The 18,651-nt window shown below is 75.8% G+C and carries 17 protein-coding genes; 6 read left to right on the forward strand and 11 right to left on the reverse strand.

All coding sequences use genetic code 11. The annotated features are described in order from the left end of the window. Positions 1 to 32: 32 nt before the first annotated feature. Positions 33 to 716 (forward strand): D-sedoheptulose-7-phosphate isomerase, encoded by a 684-nt coding sequence (locus ACZ501_RS17655; protein WP_468796345.1) that lies wholly within the window; start codon positions 33 to 35, stop codon positions 714 to 716. After that, the gene (gene rfaE2 / locus ACZ501_RS17660; protein ID WP_468796347.1) at positions 713 to 2,110 is read left to right on the forward strand and encodes a D-glycero-beta-D-manno-heptose 1-phosphate adenylyltransferase; all 1,398 of its coding nucleotides are present in this window, start codon (positions 713 to 715) and stop codon (positions 2,108 to 2,110) included. Before ACZ501_RS17655 ends, rfaE2 begins: the two co-directional genes overlap by 4 nt. A gap of 58 nt (positions 2,111 to 2,168) precedes the next feature. On the opposite strand, the gene ACZ501_RS17665 is transcribed toward rfaE2, so the two are convergent. Next, positions 2,169 to 3,443 (reverse strand): MFS transporter, encoded by a 1,275-nt coding sequence (locus tag ACZ501_RS17665; protein ID WP_468796349.1) that lies wholly within the window; start codon positions 3,441 to 3,443, stop codon positions 2,169 to 2,171. A gap of 448 nt (positions 3,444 to 3,891) precedes the next feature. Here ACZ501_RS17665 and ACZ501_RS17670 point away from each other — a divergent pair, with 448 nt between their 5' ends. Together ACZ501_RS17670 and ACZ501_RS17675 are read left to right on the forward strand one after the other, a co-directional pair. After that, positions 3,892 to 4,644 (forward strand): SDR family oxidoreductase, encoded by a 753-nt coding sequence (locus ACZ501_RS17670; protein WP_468796351.1) that lies wholly within the window; start codon positions 3,892 to 3,894, stop codon positions 4,642 to 4,644. Beyond that, complete coding sequence (locus tag ACZ501_RS17675; RefSeq protein ID WP_468796353.1) at positions 4,641 to 5,657, forward strand: glycosyltransferase family 9 protein; 1,017 nt, start codon at positions 4,641 to 4,643, stop codon at positions 5,655 to 5,657. Before ACZ501_RS17670 ends, ACZ501_RS17675 begins: the two co-directional genes overlap by 4 nt. Before the next feature lie 56 nt (positions 5,658 to 5,713). Here the strand turns inward: ACZ501_RS17675 and ACZ501_RS17680 are convergent, their stop codons facing one another. The 6 genes from ACZ501_RS17680 to ACZ501_RS17705 all read right to left on the reverse strand — a co-directional run bounded on the left by ACZ501_RS17680 (position 5,714) and on the right by ACZ501_RS17705 (position 11,754). Next, complete coding sequence (locus ACZ501_RS17680) at positions 5,714 to 6,082, reverse strand: STAS domain-containing protein (protein WP_362456335.1); 369 nt, start codon at positions 6,080 to 6,082, stop codon at positions 5,714 to 5,716. 114 nt (positions 6,083 to 6,196) lie between these two features. Further along, positions 6,197 to 7,741 carry an FAD-dependent oxidoreductase gene (locus tag ACZ501_RS17685; RefSeq protein ID WP_468796355.1) on the reverse strand — a complete coding sequence of 515 codons (1,545 nt, stop codon included), beginning with the start codon at positions 7,739 to 7,741 and terminating at the stop codon, positions 6,197 to 6,199. Between the two features lie 68 nt (positions 7,742 to 7,809). Then, positions 7,810 to 8,172 (reverse strand): UBP-type zinc finger domain-containing protein, encoded by a 363-nt coding sequence (locus tag ACZ501_RS17690; protein ID WP_361610220.1) that lies wholly within the window; start codon positions 8,170 to 8,172, stop codon positions 7,810 to 7,812. After that, positions 8,169 to 9,605: an ATP-binding protein gene (locus ACZ501_RS17695; protein ID WP_361610221.1), complete on the reverse strand. Its 1,437-nt coding sequence runs from the start codon at positions 9,603 to 9,605 to the stop codon at positions 8,169 to 8,171. Before ACZ501_RS17695 ends, ACZ501_RS17690 begins: the two co-directional genes overlap by 4 nt. Positions 9,606 to 9,625: 20 nt before the next feature. After that, positions 9,626 to 11,302: an NAD(P)/FAD-dependent oxidoreductase gene (locus tag ACZ501_RS17700; RefSeq protein ID WP_468796357.1), complete on the reverse strand. Its 1,677-nt coding sequence runs from the start codon at positions 11,300 to 11,302 to the stop codon at positions 9,626 to 9,628. A 56-nt stretch (positions 11,303 to 11,358) separates the two neighbouring features. After that, on the reverse strand, positions 11,359 to 11,754 hold the full coding sequence (locus ACZ501_RS17705) for a hypothetical protein (protein WP_362456327.1): 396 nt from the start codon (positions 11,752 to 11,754) through the stop codon (positions 11,359 to 11,361). A 338-nt stretch (positions 11,755 to 12,092) separates the two neighbouring features. Here ACZ501_RS17705 and ACZ501_RS17710 point away from each other — a divergent pair, with 338 nt between their 5' ends. Beyond that, positions 12,093 to 13,874 carry an N-acetylglutaminylglutamine amidotransferase gene (locus ACZ501_RS17710; RefSeq protein ID WP_468796359.1) on the forward strand — a complete coding sequence of 594 codons (1,782 nt, stop codon included), beginning with the start codon at positions 12,093 to 12,095 and terminating at the stop codon, positions 13,872 to 13,874. A gap of 135 nt (positions 13,875 to 14,009) precedes the next feature. Further along, a complete protein-coding gene (locus tag ACZ501_RS17715; protein ID WP_468796361.1) occupies positions 14,010 to 16,115 on the forward strand; it encodes a S9 family peptidase in 2,106 nt (701 codons plus the stop codon). A gap of 129 nt (positions 16,116 to 16,244) precedes the next feature. Here ACZ501_RS17715 and ACZ501_RS17720 read toward each other — a convergent pair whose 3' ends face one another. The 4 genes from ACZ501_RS17720 to ACZ501_RS17735 all read right to left on the reverse strand — a co-directional run bounded on the left by ACZ501_RS17720 (position 16,245) and on the right by ACZ501_RS17735 (position 18,562). Next, positions 16,245 to 17,297, reverse strand: coding sequence for an iron-containing redox enzyme family protein (locus ACZ501_RS17720; protein ID WP_468796363.1), 1,053 nt, complete (start codon positions 17,295 to 17,297; stop codon positions 16,245 to 16,247). After that, positions 17,294 to 17,560, reverse strand: coding sequence for a CDGSH iron-sulfur domain-containing protein (locus ACZ501_RS17725; RefSeq protein WP_468796365.1), 267 nt, complete (start codon positions 17,558 to 17,560; stop codon positions 17,294 to 17,296). Before ACZ501_RS17725 ends, ACZ501_RS17720 begins: the two co-directional genes overlap by 4 nt. Continuing rightward, on the reverse strand, positions 17,544 to 18,197 hold the full coding sequence (locus ACZ501_RS17730) for a HemK2/MTQ2 family protein methyltransferase (protein WP_361610395.1): 654 nt from the start codon (positions 18,195 to 18,197) through the stop codon (positions 17,544 to 17,546). Before ACZ501_RS17730 ends, ACZ501_RS17725 begins: the two co-directional genes overlap by 17 nt. A 125-nt stretch (positions 18,198 to 18,322) precedes the next feature. After that, positions 18,323 to 18,562, reverse strand: a complete 240-nt coding sequence (locus tag ACZ501_RS17735) for a DUF6479 family protein (RefSeq protein WP_362466429.1) — start codon at positions 18,560 to 18,562, stop codon at positions 18,323 to 18,325. Between the last annotated feature and the right edge of the window lie 89 nt (positions 18,563 to 18,651).

Genomic DNA, 18,651 nt, shown 5'->3' on the forward strand with positions numbered 1-18,651 from the left:
GGACCGCTCCCGCGAGCGGCCGGCCCGACGCCATGAGCCAGACCCCCGCACACGCGGCAGCGCACCAGCACTGCCAGTCGCTCCAGAACGCCCTGCAACGCCTGCGCGTCCAGGGCCTGGACCAGCTCGCCCACTGGGGCCACCGGCTCGCCGCCGTCCTGCCGGCCGGCGGGCGGCTGCTCGCCGCCGGCAACGGCGGCAGCGCGGCCCAGGCACAGCACCTGACCGCCGAACTGGTCGGGCGCTACCGCGAGGAACGCGCCGCCTACTCGGCCATCGCCCTGCACGCCGAGACCTCCAGCGTGACGGCCATCGGCAACGACTACGGCTTCGAGCACGTCTTCGCCCGCCAGGTGGCGGCGCACGGCCGCGACGGTGACGTCCTGCTGCTGCTGTCCACCTCCGGACGCAGCGCGAACCTGCTCTCCGCCGCGATGACCGCCCGGGCGGCCGGGGTGGAGGTGTGGGCGCTGACCGGCCCGTCCCCGAACGCGCTCGCGGAGGCGGCCGACCAGGCCCTGTGCATCGACGCCGACTCGGCGGCGACCGTGCAGGAGGCCCATCTGGTCGCCGTGCACCTGCTGTGCGAGTCCTTCGACGCCGCACTCGCCGGCAAGGCCCCCGCCGCCTCCGCCGGCACGGCCCCCGCCGCCGTCCGGACCGCGGGCGGGAAGACGCCCCGGCCCGTCGTCTCCGCCCTCAGGAGGACGCCGTGAGCACTCCCGGCCCGCTGGTCGTCGTCGGGGACGTCCTCCTCGACCGTGACGTCCAGGGCGTCGTCGACCGGCTGGCGCCCGACGCCCCGGTACCGGTCGTGGACGTCACCGCCGACCTCTCCCGCCCCGGCGGCGCCGGACTGGCCGCGGCCCTGGCCGCCCGGACGGGACACGAGGTCGTCCTGGTCACCGCGCTCGGCGAGGACGGAGCCAGCGACCGGGTGCGCGAAGCGCTGCGCGGCCGGGTACGGCTCGTCGAGCTCCCGCTGGAGGGAACGCTGCCCGTGAAGACCCGGGTCCTGGCCGGCGGCCGTCCGCTGGTCCGGGTGGACCGGGGCGGCGGCGAGGTCGGCCCCGTCCCGCCGGCCGTGCGCGAGGCGCTCGCCGGGGCACACGCCGTCCTGGTGGCCGACTACGGCAGGGGCACCGCCGACGCCGTCCGCCCGCTGCTGGCCGGCGCCGCCCGGCGCGTGCCGCTGGTGTGGGACCCGCACCCGCGCGGCGGACCGCCCGTCCCGGGAGCCCGGCTGGTCACCCCGAACGCGGCCGAGGCGGCTGCACTGTCGCCCGGCGAGGGGCACTCGCTGGGCGCGCACGCCCGGCGCGGCGCCGAGCTGGCGCAGCGCTGGAACGCCGTCTGCGTCGCCGTGACCCTGGGAGACCGCGGGGCACTGCTGACCCGCCCGGGCTCCGCGGCACCCATGCTCGTACCGGTGCCCTACCCCGCGACGGGCGACCCGTGCGGCGCCGGGGACTGCTTCGCCGCCCTCGCGGCCGTCGCGTTCGCGGAAGGCGCCCTGCCCGAGGAGGCGGTCCAGCGGGCGGTGGCCGGAGCCGCCGCGTTCGTCGCGGCGGGCGGCGCGTCCGACCCGGGCCTGTGGCGGTCCCGGGGCCACGACGGGCCGGCGCGGCCCGGCGCGGGCGACGCGTTCGCGCTGGCCGGGAGCGTACGGGCCGGCGGCGGCACCGTGGTCGCCACGGGAGGCTGCTTCGACCTGCTGCACGCCGGCCACGTCGGCCTGCTCGACAGCGCGCGGCGGATCGGCGACTGCCTGATCGTCTGCGTCAACTCGGACGCCTCGCTGCGCCGCCTGAAGGGGCCGGGCCGCCCGCTCACCCCCCTGGAGGACCGCATGCGGGTGCTGGCGGCGCTCGGCAGCGTCGACGCCGTCGTGGCCTTCGAGGAGGACACGCCGGAGGCCCTGCTGCGCGCGCTGCGGCCCGACGTGTGGGTCAAGGGCGGCGACTACTCGGCCGACGCCCTGCCCGAGGCCGGGGTCCTGCGCGGCTGGGGCGGCCAGACCGTCGTCCTGCCCTACCTGGACGGCCGCTCCACCACCGGCCTCGCCGACCGCGCGGCACGCGCCGCCGCGAACGCCCGTACGGCTCCCTGAGCAGCGGGCGGCTCCGCCCGACGGGTGCGGGGCGCGCCCCCGGCCGTACCGGAGCCGGTCAGGCGGCCGTCTCCAGCCCGGCCCGGACGGGCGTGAGGGCTTCCGGCGCCCGTACGGGCTCCACCCGGCCGGCCCCCGCGCGGCCGCGCAGGAGGTAGCCCGACACGACGGCCGCGGTCACGACCAGCCCGCCCGCCACCAGGGCGGCCCGTACGCCGGCCAGCTCCATCAGCAGCCCCAGCAGGGGCGGGGCCGCGAGGCCCCACACGGTGCGGATGCTGGACCAGGCCCCGAGGACGCGGCCCCGCATGTGGGCCGGCGGGTCGGTCTGCAGCACCGTGGACTGGGCGGTGTCCCCGACGGACTCCGCGACCGCCATGGGAAGGACGAGGACGAGGAGCACCGCCAGCGACGGGGACAGGCCGGCCAGCACCTGGAGCAGCGCCCCCGCGACGGTGAGGACACCCACCAGGCGTACGCCCGGCCGGTGCAGCCGCGCGCCGAGGACGGCGCCGATGATCCCGCCGGCGGCGAGGACCGTGGACACCTTGCTGAAGGACGCGGCGTCCCCGGCGAGCGGCCCGGTGACCAGGACGACCAGGGTGAGCGAGTAGTTGCGGCCGAACAGCGCGCTGATCCCGTTGAGCGCGGCCAGCGCCACCAGCCGCGGGCGGCGCATGAAGAAGGCCAGGCCCTCCCGGGCGCCGGAGCCCGCCCCGTCGGCCGGCCCGGACCGGGCGCCCCCGGCGGGGACGGTCGCGTCCGGGGCGGCGACCGCCGCCGCCGGGCGCGCCGACCTGAGGAAGGGGATCACGCAGGCGACGAAGAGGAAGGACAGGCCGTTCGCCGCGTAGGCCGCGGACGTGCCCAGCAGACCGACGGCCACCCCGGCGAGCGCGGCACCGACCAGGCGCCCGGCGCTGTGCACGAGCGAGCCCACCCCGATCGCGGACGGCACGTCGTCCGAGGGGACGAGGTCGTTGCCGAGCAGGGCGCAGGCGGGCCCGTCGACGGTGGCGATGAGACCGGTGACGGCCGCCAGGACCAGCAGCACCGGCAGGTCGAGCCGGCCCAGCGCGACCAGCACGGCGGTGACGAGGGCCACCACGCCCAGCAGTGCCTGGCCCACGGCGGCGGTGAGCTTGCGGGGCCAGCGGTCGACGGCCGCGCCGCCCATCAGGCCGAAGAGCAGGCCGGGCGCCGCCTGGATGGAGACGGACAGACCGGTCGCGGCGGCCGAGCCGGTGATCTGGAGCACGAGCAGGTTCTGCACCGTCAGCTGCATCCACGTACCGGCGTTGGACACGAAGTTGGCGACGGCCCACCAGCGCATGCCGCGGTGGCGGAGGGACCGCCACGGCGACCGGGAAGCAGCGGCGGGGACGGCGGCAGGCAGGGCGGAAGAGGACAGGGACGCAGACACAGAAGACTTACCCCGGAGCGCGAGGGGACGGCAGGACAGGCGGGAACGGGCCTTCCACACCGTCGGCGCGCAGCGGCGCCCTGGGGACGGGGGAATCGGTTCCGGACCATGCTGACAGACCTGCCGGGCCCGACGCGGTGACCTGCCCCACGGCCGGCGCCGGCCGGGGCCCGCAGCCCTTGGGCCGCCCGGCATCCGGCGGGGCGGTGGGCTTCCTCACACGGGGCCCGCCGGGCACGTGTGCCGCCCAGCGGGCTAACCCGGCGTGCCGGGTCGGCTCCCGCTGGTGACAGTGGAACGGACGGCCGCACGGCCGGCGGGACGCCTGCGGGCGGCCCGGAGACCAGGACGGAAGGGCATGCGGATGAGCGGCGCGGCGTACACGGACCTGAGCGGCAAACGAGCGTTGGTCACCGGCGGGGCCCGCGGCCTGGGGGCCGCCATCGCGCGCCGGCTGGCCGCCGCCGGAGCCTTCGTCGTCGTGGCGGACGTACGCCAGGACCTGGCCAAGGAGCTCTGCGAGGACCTCACGGCCCAGGGCTTCGGCGCCCGGGCCGTCAGCCTGGACGTCTGCGACCCGGGGGCCGTCGCCGACGTCTTCCGGGACCTCGACGAGGCCGGTGAGCGGGTGGACGTCCTGGTCAACAACGCCGCCGTGGACGTCTCGAAGTCGACCGAACACCTCAGCGCCGAGGAGGTCTCGCGGGTGGTGACCACCAACCTCCTCGGACCGATGTACCTGTGCCTGGAGGGGTACCGGCGCATGGTCGCCCAGGGCGGCGGCCACATCGTCAACATCCTCTCCACCGCGGCCAACCGGACCTGGACGGAGGCCGGACCCTACGCGGCGAGCAAGTCCGGGCTGCGCGCGTTCACCCACACCCTCTTCAAGGAGGCCCAGCGCGACTGCGAGGGCATCGGGGTGACGGGGATCATCGCCGGCGGCATGGAGACCGCCTTCATCATGGAGCGGTTCCCCGACGCCGACACCTCGATGCTGCAGAGCCCGGAGATCGTGGCCGACACCGTGCTGTACGCCCTGTCCGTGCCGGCCGGCAGTGCCGTCGGGGAACTGGTCGTCGTACCGCGCCGGGAACCGTCCTGGCCGTGACCGCCCGCGGCGCCGGCACCCGCCCCCGGGTGCTGGTCCTGCGGGCCCTGGGCCTCGGCGACCTGCTGACGGCGGTGCCGTGCCTGCGGGCGCTGCGCCGGAGCATGCCCGCCCACGAGATCGTGCTGGCGGCTCCCGCCCGCCTGGCCGCCGCCGTCGCCGCGACCGGCCTGGTGGACCGGCTGCTGCCGGCCGGCGCGCCCGGCCGTGCCGTACCCGCCGGGCTGGCCTGGACAGGGCCGCCGCCGGAGGTGGCCGTGGACCTGCACGGCAACGGGCCGGCGAGCCGCGGGCTCCTCCAGCGCCTGCGGCCGGACCGGCTCATGGCCTACGGGCACCCGCACCCGCCCGGCACCGCCGCACCCGAGTGGCGCGCGGACGAGCACGAGCGCGAGCGCTGGTGCCGGCTGCTGAACTGGTACGGGATCGACGCGGACCCGGCCGACCTCCGCATCCCGCGTCCCCCCTGCCCCTCTCCCGCCCCCGGAGCGGTCGTCCTCCACCCCGGAGCGGACTCCGCCGCCCGCCGCTGGCCGCCGGAGCGCTTCGCCGCGGTGGCGCGGGCCCTGAACCGGGCGGGCCACCGGGTGGTCGTCACGGCGGGTGCGGGGGAGGGCCGGCCGGCCCGCCGGGTGGCGGCCGAAGCCGGACTGCCGCCCGGGGCGGTGCTGGGCGGTGCCGACGACGTGCCGTTCCCGCGGCTGTGCGCCCTGGTGGGCGCGGCGCGCTGCGTCGTGGTCGGCGACACCGGCCTGGCCCACCTGGCCACGGCCCTCGGCACGCCGTCCGTGGTCCTCTTCGGTCCGGTCGCCCCGCGCCTGTGGGGGCCGCCGCCCGACGCCCGGCACCGGGTCCTGTGGCACCCGGTGCCCGGCGAGGACCCGCTGCGTCCCGGCGACGCCCACGGGACCGTGCCCGACGCCCGGCTGCTGCGGATCACCGCCCAGGAGGTACTGGAGGCGGTGGAGCAGGTGCTTGACGCGGCCACCCCACCGGCGCGCTCCAGCTCATGACGTCGAAACCCTCCTGGCCTCCGGGCGGCTGGCCGGAGCCACCGTGACGTCGCTCCCTAGGCCGCCACGGCGACCTCCGGCAGCGGCGAGAGGGCCGCCACCGCCCGGAGGGCGTCGGCGTGGACGCGCGGCGCGCAGCCCGCGGCGCCGACTTCCGCTTCCAGGGCCCGGCGTGCTTCCGCACCGGGGGCGGCCACGGCGAACGGCACGTCCGCGTCTGCGCACATGCGGGACGCCCGGACCACGGTGCTCACGGCCGCGCTGCTCACGGCGCCGTCCGACAGCTCCAGCACGACGGGACAGGAGCGGTGCGCGGCCAGCAGACCGTCGATCGCCCAGGCGGCCGCGGCGCGGCCGTCGATGTCGAGGTCGGCTTGCAGACGGACGATCAGTACACCGCTGTCGGTCACCTTCACGGGCAGCACGGGCACTCCTTCTCTACGCCAGAGCCGATGTTGTGTAGCGATCGACTGCCCCCGCCCCGCCGTCATATGCGCGCGGGTGTCCGCTTCCGCTCGCGGGCGGGGGCGTGCGGCCGGTCAGAGGTCGCCGGGGTCCCGCCGCTCCAGCGGTTCGAGCGCCGGGCCCTGGAGGACCGCGCCGTCGACGTCGAAGCGGGAGCCGTGGCAGGGGCATTCCCAGGTCCGTTCGGCGTTGTTGAAGGCGACGAGGCAGCCCATGTGGGTGCAGACGGCGGACACGGCGTGCAGTCCGCCCCGGTCGTCGCGGTGGACGGCGCAGGGTTTGCCGCCGACCCGGACGACGGTCCCCCCGCCGGGCCGCAGCTCGTCCACGGGGCCCCCGGTGCCCTCGCCCCACGTGTCCAGGCGGTCCTTGACGAAGTGCTTCCCGGTCTCCCACTGCGCCTTCAGCAGCGCGGGCGCCGAGCGGACCGCGGGGCCGAACCGGCCCGGGTCGTAGAGGCCCTCCCACCGCTCCCCGGTGCCGGCGACGAGGGACGCGATGAGCTGCCCGGCCAGGACGCCACCCGTCATGCCCCACCCGGCGAAGCCCGTGGCCACGTAGACGTTCCCGCCGGCGGTGGGCAGGGCCCCGATGAGGGGGAGGGTGTCGGTGGAGCTGTTGTCCTGGGCCGCCCAGCGGTGGGTGACCGTCACGCCGGGGAAATGCCGTTCGGTCCAGCCGAGCAGGCGCTCGTAGCCGGCTTCCGTGTCCTCGCCGGTGCCGGGGGCGAAGGCCTCACCCGTGACGATCAGGAGCCGGCGGCCGTCCCCGAGGGGCGCGGTGCGCACGGACCGCTTCCCGCCCTCCTCGGTGATGTACATGCCGTCGGGGTCCCGGTCGGCGGGCAGCGGACCGGCGACGACCAGGTCGCGGTGCTGGGTGAGCCGGGCGGCCAGCACCCCGTGGTCGAAGAGCGGGTGATGGGTGGCCACGACCACGTGCCGGGCCGTGACGGTGGTCCCGGACGCGGTGGTGACCCGGCACGGATCTCCGCCGTCCACGTCCGTGACCCGGGTGCCCTCGTACACCCGGCCGCCGTGCGCGACCAGGTCGTCGACCAGGGCCCGCAGGTAGGCGAGGGGATGGAACTGCGCCTGGTTCTCGACCCTGACCGCACCCGCCACGGGGTACGGCAGCCCGGTCTCGGTGACGAAGGAGGCGTCGAGCCCCGCCGCCCGGGCAGCCTCGGCCTCGGCGCGCAGGCCCTCGACCCCGTCGGGCCGCTCGCAGTAGGTGAGGGCCGGACGGAGTTCGAGCCCGCAGTCGACGCCGAGGCCCTCGGCCACCGTGAGGACGTGGCGCAGCGCGGCGCTCTGGGACGCCGCGTACAGGCGGGCGGCGTCCTCGCCGTGCCGGGAGCGCAGCGTGTCGTAGACGGCGGTGTGCAGGGCGGTGAGCTTGCCGGTGGTGTGGCCCGTCACCCCGCTCGCGAGGCGGTCCGCCTCCAGCAGGACGACGCCGCGCCCCGCCCGGGCGAGTTCCCAGGCCGTGCTGATGCCGGCGATGCCGCCGCCCACCACCACCGTGTCCACCTCGGTGGGGGCCGTCAGCGGCGCGAAGTCGGGGAAGCCGGCCGTCTGCATCCAGTAGGACCGGTCCGGGGTGTCGAGTGCGTTCATATCCGGCGACTGCCCGTGGTGCGGGCATCGATGCGGGCCGGGACGGGGCGCGTGCGCGGGTCCCGCCCTCAGCGGTGCAGCCGCGCCGCCCAGTCCTGCGGGACGCGGTCCGCCGGGCCCGGGGCGGGCTGGTCCGCGGGGTGGCCCAGGGGCGGCGCCAGCTCGGGGCCCGACTCGTACAGGGCGTTGGCGGCGTAGTCCCAGAACCACTCCTCGCCAGGCTCGAAGCTCCTCACCAGGGGGTGGCCGGTGGACTTCCAGTGGGCGGTGGCGTGCCGGCCCGGCGAGGAGTCGCAGCAGCCGATGTGGCCGCACCGGGCGCAGCGGCGCAGGTGGAACCACCAGCCGCCCACCGCGTCGCAGTCGGCGCAGCCGGTGCCGGTGGGGGCGGCGCCCGGGTCGATGCCGTCGGTGCCTTCGATGCCGGTCATGCGGTCTCCTCTGCGGTGTCCGGTGCGGTCAGCGGCAGCAGCACCTGGAAACGGGTGTCGCCCGGTACGGACTGGACCTCCAGGCTGCCGTGGTGCTTGTCGACCACGATCCGCCAGGAGATGTCCAGGCCGAGGCCGGTGCCCTCGCCGACCGGTTTGGTGGTGAAGAAGGGGTCGAAGATGCGGCCGCGGACGTCCGGCGGGATCCCGTGCCCGGTGTCGCGGAACTCCACCAGCAGCCGGTCGCCCTCGCGCGCCGTGCGGACCGTCAGCGTGCCCTCGCCGCCGGTGCCGGCGATGGCGGACACGGCGTTGTCGATGAGGTTGGTCCACACCTGGTTGAGCTCCGCCGGATAGGCGGGCACGTCCGGCACGGAGCGGTCGTACTCCTTGACCACCCGCACGCCGGGACCGATCTTGCCGGACAGCATCAGCAGGGTGCTGTCGAGGAGTTCGTGGACGTCGACGGTCCGGTGCGGGGCGCGGTCGAGCTGCGCGTACTGCTTCGCCGCGTCCACGAGGTGGGAGATGCGGGTGGTGGACTCGTCGATCTCGTCCATCAGGAGCTCGGTCTCGACCGTGTAGGCGAGCCAGCCGATCGCCGCCGGCAGCAGGTCCTGCGCCACCGCCGCCGCGACCTGCTCCAGCCACTGCGTGTCCAGACCGGCCTGTACGAAGACCGGTGCGATCCGCCAGCCCTCGGGGAAGCCGTGGTCCTCCAGCCAGTCGGCCAGCTCGTCCTCCCGGTCGGAGGCCTCCAGCGGGCTCAGCGCCGGTGCCTTCGCGACCCGTTCGACGGTGCGCTCCTGGATCTCGATGAGGTCGGCGATCGCCTCGCGCGCGTACTGGCCCTGGGAGATGTGGGCCAGCTTGTGGCGCATCTTGCCGACCCGTTCCCGCAGTGTCGCGGTGGCCCGGACGGCCGCCGCGGCCGGGTTGTTCAGCTCGTGGGTGAGACCGGCGGACAACGAGCCGAGCGCCAGCAGCCGTTCGCGCTGCCCGATCGCCCGCTGGGTGTTCTGCGCGCCGAAGAAGAGGCCCTCCAGCAGGTGGGCCGCCATCGGGAACCACTCCCGCATGACGTCCGCGAACGAGCGGGCGGGCAGGACGAAGAACCGCGTCGGCTCCGTCACCCGCATCGAGTGGGTGTACGTCTGCGGTACGCGCTCGCCCAGGTACGCCTGCATGGCGCCCGCGTACACGCCGCGCTGGGAGGTGCGGCTGACCTCGACGTCGGCGCCGCCGACCCGGCGGGACAGCACGACGGTGCCCTCGATCATCACGTAGAAGCAGGTGGCGGGGTCGCCCTCGGTGTACACGGGCCCGGCTTCGAACCGCTCCACCCGCCCCTCGGCGCACAGCCGCCCGAGCTGCTCCGGGGAGAGCTTCTCGAACAGGAACAGCGAGGCGACCTCCTGCGGGCCGCAGGGCATCACCTGCCAGGGCCGCCCACTCACGACTGCTCCAGGTACCGGTGGACGAGCATGACGGCCATGGCTCCCTCTCCGACGGCGGACGCGACGCGCTTCGCGGACTGGGCGCGGGCGTCGCCCGCCACGAACACGCCGGGAACGTTGGTCTCCAGGTGGTACGGCGGCCGGTCCAGCTCCCACTCGGCCGGCGGGCGCCCGTCCGGCGTCAGGTCCGGCCCGGCCAGGATGAAGCCGTGCTCGTCGCGCAGGACCGTGCCGTCCAGCCAGTCGGTCAGCGGGGCCGCGCCGATGAAGACGAACATCCACTGGCAGTCGACGCGTTCGCTCGCACCGCTGTCCACGTCCCGCAGCGTCACCTGCTCCAGGTGCCCGTCACCGTGCGCCGCCGCGACCACGGTCCGGGTCCGCACCGTGATGTTCGGCGCCTCCTCGATCTGCTGGACGAGGTAGTACGACATGGACGCCGTCAGCGACCGGCCGCGTACCAGCAGGGTCACCGACCTCGCGCCCCGCGCCAGGTACATCGCCGCCTGCCCGGCCGAGTTGGCGCCGCCCACGACGTACACGTCCTGCCCCAGGCAGGAGGAGGCCTCGGTGAGCGACGAGCCGTAGTACACCCCGCACCCGGTCAGGTCGTCGCAGCCCGGCGCCCCCAGCTGCCGGTACGAGACGCCGGTCGCCAGGATGACGCTGTGCGCGGCGACCGCCGAGCCGTCGGAGAAGCGGACCACCCGCGCCGGGCCGCTGACCTCCAGCCCCGTCACCTCGCGGGCCGTCAGGATCTCGGCGCCGAACCGGGCCGCCTGGCGGCGGGCGCGCTCCGTGAGCTGCGCGCCGGAGACGCCGTCCGGGAAGCCGAGGTAGTTCTCGATGCGGGAGCTCTGGCCGGCCTGCCCGCCGGTCGCCGACCGCTCGACCAGGACGGTGCGCAGCCCCTCGGAGGCCCCGTACACCGCCGCTCCCAGCCCGGCCGGGCCGCCGCCGATGACGACGAGGTCGTAGAAGTCGGCGGCCGGGGTCGTCGCGAGCCCCACCCGGGCGGCCAGTTCGGCCGGCTCCGGTTCGAGGAGCGCGGCGCCCTCCGCCGTGACCACCAGGGGCAGCCGCCGGCCGTCGGCGCCCGCCGCCTCCAGCAGCCGCCGCCCTTCGGGCTCGTCGGAGGAGTACCAGCGGTACGGCACCTGGTTGCGGGCCAGGAACTCCCGTACGTGCGAGGAGCGCGCCGACCAGCGGTGGCCGACCACCTTGGTGGCGGGGACCGGCCGGTGGTCGCTGGAGCGCCACGCCGTGAGGAGGTCGTCCAGGACCGGGTAGAGCTTCTCCTCGGGCGGGTCCCAGGGCTTGAGCAGGTAGTGGTCGAGGTCGACCACGTTGATCGCGTCGATCGCGGCGTTCGTGTCGGCGTACGCGGTCAGCAGCACCCGCCGCGCGCCCGGGTAGACGTGCAGGGCCCGTTCGAGGAACTCGATGCCGTTCATCTGCGGCATGCGGTAGTCGGCGAGGATAACCGCCACCGGGTCGCCCCGCAGTTTCAGCTCGTGCAACGCCTCCAGCGCCGACTCGCCGGACTCGGCGCGTACGATCCGGTACCCGCCGCCGTAGCGGCGCCGCAGGTCACGGGCGATGGCACGGGAGACGCCCGGATCGTCGTCCACGGTCAGGATGACGGTCCGGGCTGTCTCGACGGCCTGGGCCATGGGTCTGCGCCCCGGATGCTCCGGGCGGGCGGCGGGGCGTCCGCCGCCCACGCCGGTCAGCGCGCCTTGCCGCCGCCGTGGGGCTCCTGCGGGTCCACGCCGGTCACGGCCGACGCGTCCCGGGTGCCGCTGGGGCGCCTGGAACGGCCCTTGGGGCCGGTGTCGTGCATGCCGTCCTTGCCGTCGCCGGACTTGCCCTGGTCCTCACCGCGCCGGGTGGTGCTCTCCACGGGCTTGCCGTGCGGGTTGCCCGCTTCCTCCTTGGACTTCGCGCGGCCCGGCCCCTTCTCGGGGGCGTACTCGTCCGGGTGGAACGAACGGTGGGCGCTCGGGTTGTCCTGCTGCCGGGTCTCGTCGACGTCCGGCGACCAGCCGTGCTGCTTGCGGCCCGGGTGCGGGCTGGGGCCTTCCCCGTGCCGCGGATGGGATGAGGGTTCCGGTTGCTTGGCCATGGCTCTGCTCGCCCGCCCTTCGGGTCGCGTACATGCATGCAGGCCCCCGCTTCTCCTCCGTGGAGAACCTCTTCCAGCGTAGGCACCTTTGCGTCCCCGCGCCGTCGCCGGTGTCCGCGCGGGGGAGCTTCCGTAACGGAGCGTGAAGGAGGGCCCCGGGCTTAAGGAGCCGACGCGCGGGCAGGCGCCCCAGGAGTCGATCGCCCGGCGGCCGGACCGAACGGCCCAGGTCGCGGGGCGCGGGAGCGAAGAACCATGGTGGATGTGACAGGGCCCTCGGCAGCGAGGGCGGTCCTACGAGGAACGCCCCTGCGGGGCGTCGGAACGGGGGGTGCCCCATGTGCGGTCTGAGCGGAGAGGTGCGCTTCGACGGCGGCCGGCCCGACCTCGCGGCCGTGGAACGCATGACCGACGTGATGGAGCCGCGAGGTCCGGACGGCAGAGGGGCCTGGTCGCAGGGTGCGGTCGCCCTCGGCCACCGCAGGCTGAAGATCATCGACCTGTCGGAGCGGGGCGCGCAGCCCATGACCGACACCCGGCTGGGCCTCACGGCCGTGTTCAACGGGTGCATCTACAACCACCGCGAGGTGCGCGGCCGGCTCGAAGGCCTCGGACACCGCTTCTTCTCGGAGTCCGACACCGAGGTGCTGGTACGGGCCTACGCCGAATGGGGCCTCGAGTGCGTCGACAGCCTCGTCGGCATGTTCGCCTTCGCCGTCGTCGAGCACCGCACGGGCCGCGTCGTCCTGGGCCGCGACCGCCTGGGCATCAAGCCCCTCTACGTCACCGAGGACGGCGAGCGCCTGCGCTTCGCCTCCACCCTGCCGGCCCTGCTGGCGGGCGGCGGGGTCGACACGTCCCTGGACCCGGTCGCGCTCCACCAGTACATGACCTGGCACGGCACCGTTCCGGCGCCCAGGACCGTACTGGCCGGAGTGCGCAAGATCCCACCGGCCACCCTCCGGGTCGTGGAGCCGGACGGCAGCCACCGGGACCACTGCTACTGGCAGCCGTCCTACACCCGCCACTCCGACATCGGCGAGGACCCGGCGCTGTGGCGGGAGGCGGTCCACGAGGCGCTGCGCACGGCGGTGCGGCGGCGCACGGTCGCGGACGTCCCGGTCGGCGTGCTGCTCTCGGGCGGCCTGGACTCCAGCCTTATCGTGGCCATGCTGGCCGAGGAGGGGCGGGAGGACGTGCCGACCTTCGCGATGGGCTTCGAGTCGGTCAACGGCGAGGAGGGCGACGAGTTCCGCTACTCCGACCTCGTCTCCCGTACCTTCGGGACCGACCACCAGAAGTTCATGATTCCGTCCGACCGGCTCGCGACCGCACTGGACGGGGCGATCGGCGCCATGAACGAGCCGATGGTCAGCCATGACACGGTGGCGTTCCACCTGCTGTCCGAGCAGGTCGCCAAGGACGTCAAGGTGGTGCTCTGCGGCCAGGGGGCGGACGAGGTGTTCGCCGGCTACCACTGGTACCCACCGATCGCCGCGGCCACCCGGCAGGGCGCGGCCGCGGCGTACGCCGACGCGTACTTCGACCGGACGCACGAGGAGCTCCTCGCCATGCTGCATCCGGGCGCCGCGGCGGCCCGGGACGCCTCCACGGACTTCGTCCGCGCCCACATGGCCGCCCCCGGCGCCGACACCGCGCTGGACGCGGCCCTGCGGATGGACGTCCACGCCCTGATGGCCGACGACCCGGTCAAGCGGGTCGACAACATGACGATGGACTGGGGCCTGGAGGCGAGGGTGCCGTTCCTGGACCACGAGCTGGTCGAACTCGCCGCCGCCTGCCCGCCCGCGCTCAAACTGGAACAGGGCGGCAAGGCCGTGCTCAAGGACATCGGCCGCAAGATCCTGCCCGCCGAGGTCGTGGACCGGCCCAAGGGCTACTTCCCCGTCCCCGGCGTCCGCAACATGGCCGAACCGGTGCTCGCCCGCGTCCGGGAGGCCCTGACGGCCCCGGAGGCCCGTCGGCGCGGGATCTTCGACCAGCGGCACGTGGACGCGATGCTGGCGGAACCGGAGCGGTACCGCGCGAGGCGCGGAGCCAGCACCCTCTGGCAGGTGGCTTCGCTGGAGATCTGGTTGCAGCTGCACGGCGTCCGCTGACCCGCGCGCCCGGCCTCCGCCGGCCCGCGGCTCCCGCCGGGGAAGCCGGCGGCGGGCTGCGGGCCGGGAGCGGGAACGCGCGCGAGAGTGCCGAGAAGGGCGCCGAGAGGCGCAGAGAGGCGGAGAGAGGCGGCCATGCCCCTGGATCACACGATGGCCACGGCCCACCCGGCCGGCGCACCACAGACCCCCGTACCGGCACCCGCGCCCGTCCACGTGCCGGACGACCACCATGCCGATCCGCCGACCCTCCTCACCGCCCACGGCTGCTGGTACCCCGCTGCTGACCCCACGGGCGAGCACGTGGCGTTCATCTGCGACCGGGCCGGCGTCCCCCAGCTGTGGTGCGGGCCCGCCCGCAGCGCCGAGGCGCACGTCCTCGACGCCGACCCGGACCCGGTGACCGAGGTGTCGTGGTCCCCCGACGGGCGCTGGATCGCGTACACCTCGGCCCCCGGAGGCGGCGAGCACACCCGCGTCCTCGTGGTGCGCCCCGACGGGACGGACCGGCGCGTGCTCGCCGGCGCGGAGGCGGGCGGCTCCGCACACCTCGGCTGCTGGTCCCGCGACGGCTCCGCGCTCGCCGTCACGGTCGCCTGGTCGCCCGGGGCGGCGGCCGAGCACACCGGCCCCGGCCACCTCTCGCAGGACGCGGCCGGGGAACTGGCGACGTCCGCGGCCGCCGCGGCGGCTCCTACGGCGGCGTGGACCGAGCGCGGGGGAGCCGCCACCCTGCTCGGCGGCGGCACGGCCCGGACGCCCCGGCGGGGAACGGCGCCGAGCGGCGGACTGGCCGCCTACCTCGTCGACCCGGACGGTACGAACGCCCCGGTCCTGCTGTTCAGCGAAACCGGAGCCGCCTCCCTGCGGGTCTGCGACACGAGCGCTGACGGCCGGCTCGCACTGGTGCGCCGCGGCCCCCGCGGGCACCGCGAGGCCCTCGTACTGGACACCGCCTCGGGACGCACCACCTTCGCCCTGCGGGTGGCCGACGGGGACCCCTGGATCGGGCGGTTCTCCCCGGACGCCCGCAGCCTGTGGCTGCGCAGCGACGCGGAACGCGAGTTCGCGGCCCTCCTCACGGTCCGGCTGGACGAGGACGGCACCTCCCGGGGCACCTCCGTCGCCGCCGAACGCCCGGGCACCGCCCTCGACCTGCTGGCCCTCCCCGACCACGGGCGGTGGGGCCTGCTCGCCTGGAACGTCCACGGTGCCAGCGAGCTGGAGAGCCTCGCCCTGCCCGCCACCGACGCCGGGGGCGACTCCACACCGCCCCACGGCCCCGACCTTCCCCACGAGGTGGTGACCCGGATGGCCGTGGTGGGCGGCGGAACCGTGTTCGCGGCCCTGTCCGGCTCGCAGCGGCGGCCCGGCATCTGGGAACTGGCCGGCGCCCCGCTGCGCACCCCCTGGACCGCGCGGGACGACGAGGCGGCCCCGCCCGGGCGGCCGCCCGTACGCCCCGCCCCGGTGCGCTGCCGCGCCCGCGACGGGCTGATGCTGGGCGGCTGGTACTACCGGACCCCGGACCGCGATCCGGGCCGGCCGGCCCCGTGCGTGATCCACCTCCACGGGGGACCGGAGGAACAGGAACGCCCGGTGTTCAACCCCCTCTACCACGAGCTCCTCGGCCGCGGCCTGGACGTCTTCGCCCCCGACGTCCGCGGTTCGTCCGGCTGGGGACGGTCCTTCGTCGACGCCGACCTGGGCGCCGGCCGGTTCGCGGCGATCGAGGACGTCGCCGACTGCGCGGCCCACGTGGTCTCCCTCGGGTACGCCGACCCCCTGCGGCTGGGCGTCATGGGCCGCTCGTACGGCGGCTACCTCACGATGGCCTCGCTGGTGTGGCATCCGGACCTGTTCCGCACCGGGGTGGCCGTGTGCGGGATGTCGGACTTCGCCACGTTCTTCGCCGGCACCGAACCGTGGATCGCGCAGTCCGCGGCCGCGAAGTACGGCCATCCCGAACACGACCGGGAGCTGCTGCGGGCCCTGTCCCCCATGAGCCGCGTCCACGAGCTGCGCACGCCCGTCCTGGCGGTCCACGGCGAGCACGACACCAACGTCCCGCCGACGGAATCGGAGCAGTTCGTCCGCGCGGCCCGGGAGCGCGGCCTGCCCGCGGAGATGCTGGTGCTGCGCAACGAGGGCCACGAGTTCCTGCGGGCGGACAACCGCCGCACCTACCGCCGTGCCGCCGCGCAGTGGCTGGAGCGCCACCTCGGGAACGCCGCGCCCTGACGGCCGGCCGCGCACGTGCCCGACGCCCCGCCGGGTCCGGCCGCGCTGCGCGGCCGGACCCGGCGGGGCGTCGGGGGTGGGGGCTGCTCCCCGGGAGCCCGCGTCAGACGCGGGGGACCGGCACGCTCCTCAGGACGCCGTCCCTGCAGGCGCGCCCCTGAGGGCGGAGCGGCCGTCCTCCCACGCGGTACGGATGTGGGCGGCGAGGCGGTCCTCCAGCAGGATCGTGGCCGCGCAGCCGAAGGCCACGTCCGGCTCCAGGCCGGGTTCGTCGGCCAGCAGTCCGCCGATGACCTCGTGCCGCACGACCTGCTCGTGGACGGCGTCCGCCTCCACGTGCTCGGCGTAGAAGTGCTCGGCCGCCGGGCCGGCCCCGCAGCGCCGCATCGCCTTCGCCAGGCGCCGCGAGCCGGGCGAGGAGGTCACCTCCACGCACGCGAAGTGCCCCACGAGCGCCCCGCGCAGGGCCCGGTGGAGGCCGAACAGGGACATCAGGTTGACGGTGGCGAGCAGCGGGGCCGGGGCCTGCTCCAGGTAGTGCCCGTAGGCGGTCTCCAGACCGAGGTCGTCCATCAGGTCGGCGAAGAGCCGGGCGTGGATCCGTCCGGGATGACCGGCGCCGAACTCGTCGTACTCGATGGCGACCATCGCGGCCTTGGCCCGGCCGGTGAGCCGGGGGATCACCCAGGCGTGCGGGTCGGCCTCCTTCAGGTGGTACAGGGAGCGCAGGGCGGCGTACTCGCGCAGCTGCCACAGCTCGCCCTCGGTCTCCAGGTAGTGGCTGAGGCTGCCGCTCAGGTCCACGGGTTCCACGAGGAGGGGGCCGAAGGCCGCCTCGACGGTCTCCGGGGCGCCGGCCGTGGCCGTGCGCAGCGCGTGGAGGAAACGGTCCTCAAGGGCGCGGCGCAGCCCGAGCAGCGCCGGATCCCACTCCAGGGTGTCGTCCACGCCCGCGAAGCCCCGGTAGTGCAGTTCGTACAGCAGGTAGAGGGCCAGGTGCAGGTCCTCACCCCAGGGGTCGGCCTTGAGGACCGCCGTCGTGCCGAGGGCCGGGGCCCGGCCCTCGCGCAGCGCGTCCACCACGGCGCGGGACAGCGGCCCGCGCCCCTCGGCCAGCACGGGACCGGCCGGCGCGGGACCGGCCGGCACGGGTCGGGCGGGGGTGTGGGCGGGTGCGGTCATCGCTCGTTCCTGTCCTCGGGTGGGTTCGCCCGCTCGCGGGGGCGGTGGCTGGTGTCGCACCACGGGTACGTACGGCTGCGGCGGCAGGTACACAGGGCCACCATGAACCGGTCCGAGCGGGCGGTGGTCCCGTCGTCCAGGAGGATCTCGACGGGGCCCTCCACCAGGACCGGGCCGCAGCGCTCCACGGACACCCGCCGGGGCCTGGCGGCCTCTCCGGCGGGCCCCGGCGCGGCGGGGCGGGGTTCAGAGTTTCCGGGCACGGACGACCACCAGCTCCTCCTGCTCGGCGCCGGCCTCCGCCAGCCCCTGTTCCTGCAGCCAGGCCCTGCGCGAGCGCAGCACGGGACCCCAGGGGACGAACGCCCGCTCCGTGACCTGCGCCTCCATGCCCTGCCGCGCCAGCAGCTCCAGCGTCTCCTCGGCCCCGCACATCCCCGAGTGGACCATCAGCAGCACCCCGCCGGGGCGCAGCAGGGCCGGGGCGGCGGCGCAGATCCGGTCGATGACGGCCCGGCCGTCGCTGCCCGCGTCCCAGGCGCGCCGGGCCCCGCTGGTGGGCACGCGGGCGTCGGGGCACGGGACGTAGGGCGGGTTGGCGAGGACCAGGTCGAAGTGCCGGCCCCGGGTCCTGCTGACGAAGTCGCCGTGCAGGACGCGCAGCCGCAGGCGCTGGCGCCAGGCGTTGAGCCGGGCGGCCCACACGGCGGGCCACGCCACGTCGACGGCGGTGACCTCGGCGCCCCGGGCCGCCGCGCGCAGGGCGAGCGCGCCGGTGCCCGTCCCGATCTCGACGACCTCGGCGCCCGGGGCCAGGGGCTCGCGCGCGAGGGCGTCGGCGAGCAGCAGCGTGTCGGCCTGCGGCCGGTACACGCCGGGCGGCGCGATCAGGTTCGGCATGGGGTCGGTGTACGTGAGGGCGGTGCTCGGCACGGGATACCTCCTGGTCGGCCGCGCGGGGTCGGCGAGGACGGGACTGCGTCGGCGGGTCACGGGTGCCGTGGGGACGGGACTGCGTCGGCGGGTCACGGGCGCCGTGGGGTGTCGGGGCCGGCCCCGCGCTCGTCGGGGGCCTGCCAGGACTCCTGGCGCGCCCGCGCCGCGGCACTCTGGTCCGACGGGAGCGCGCCGGGGTCCTTGCGGGCCGCGACACGCCGGGTGCCGTACCAGAAGGCGCCGATCAGGAGCGCGGCGACGACCACGCCCGCCAGGATGAGGAGGAGGGAAGGGGAACCGGAGGCCGCGAGGGCAGCTGAGGCGATCATGGGCAGCGCCTACCCGCTATCCCGGGATTTGCACCTGGTCCCCGCACAGCGGGGCGGAGGCCGCCCGACACGGCCCGGGGTGCCCGTTT

It is taken from the genome of Streptomyces sp. NPDC034085, from assembly GCF_055575555.1.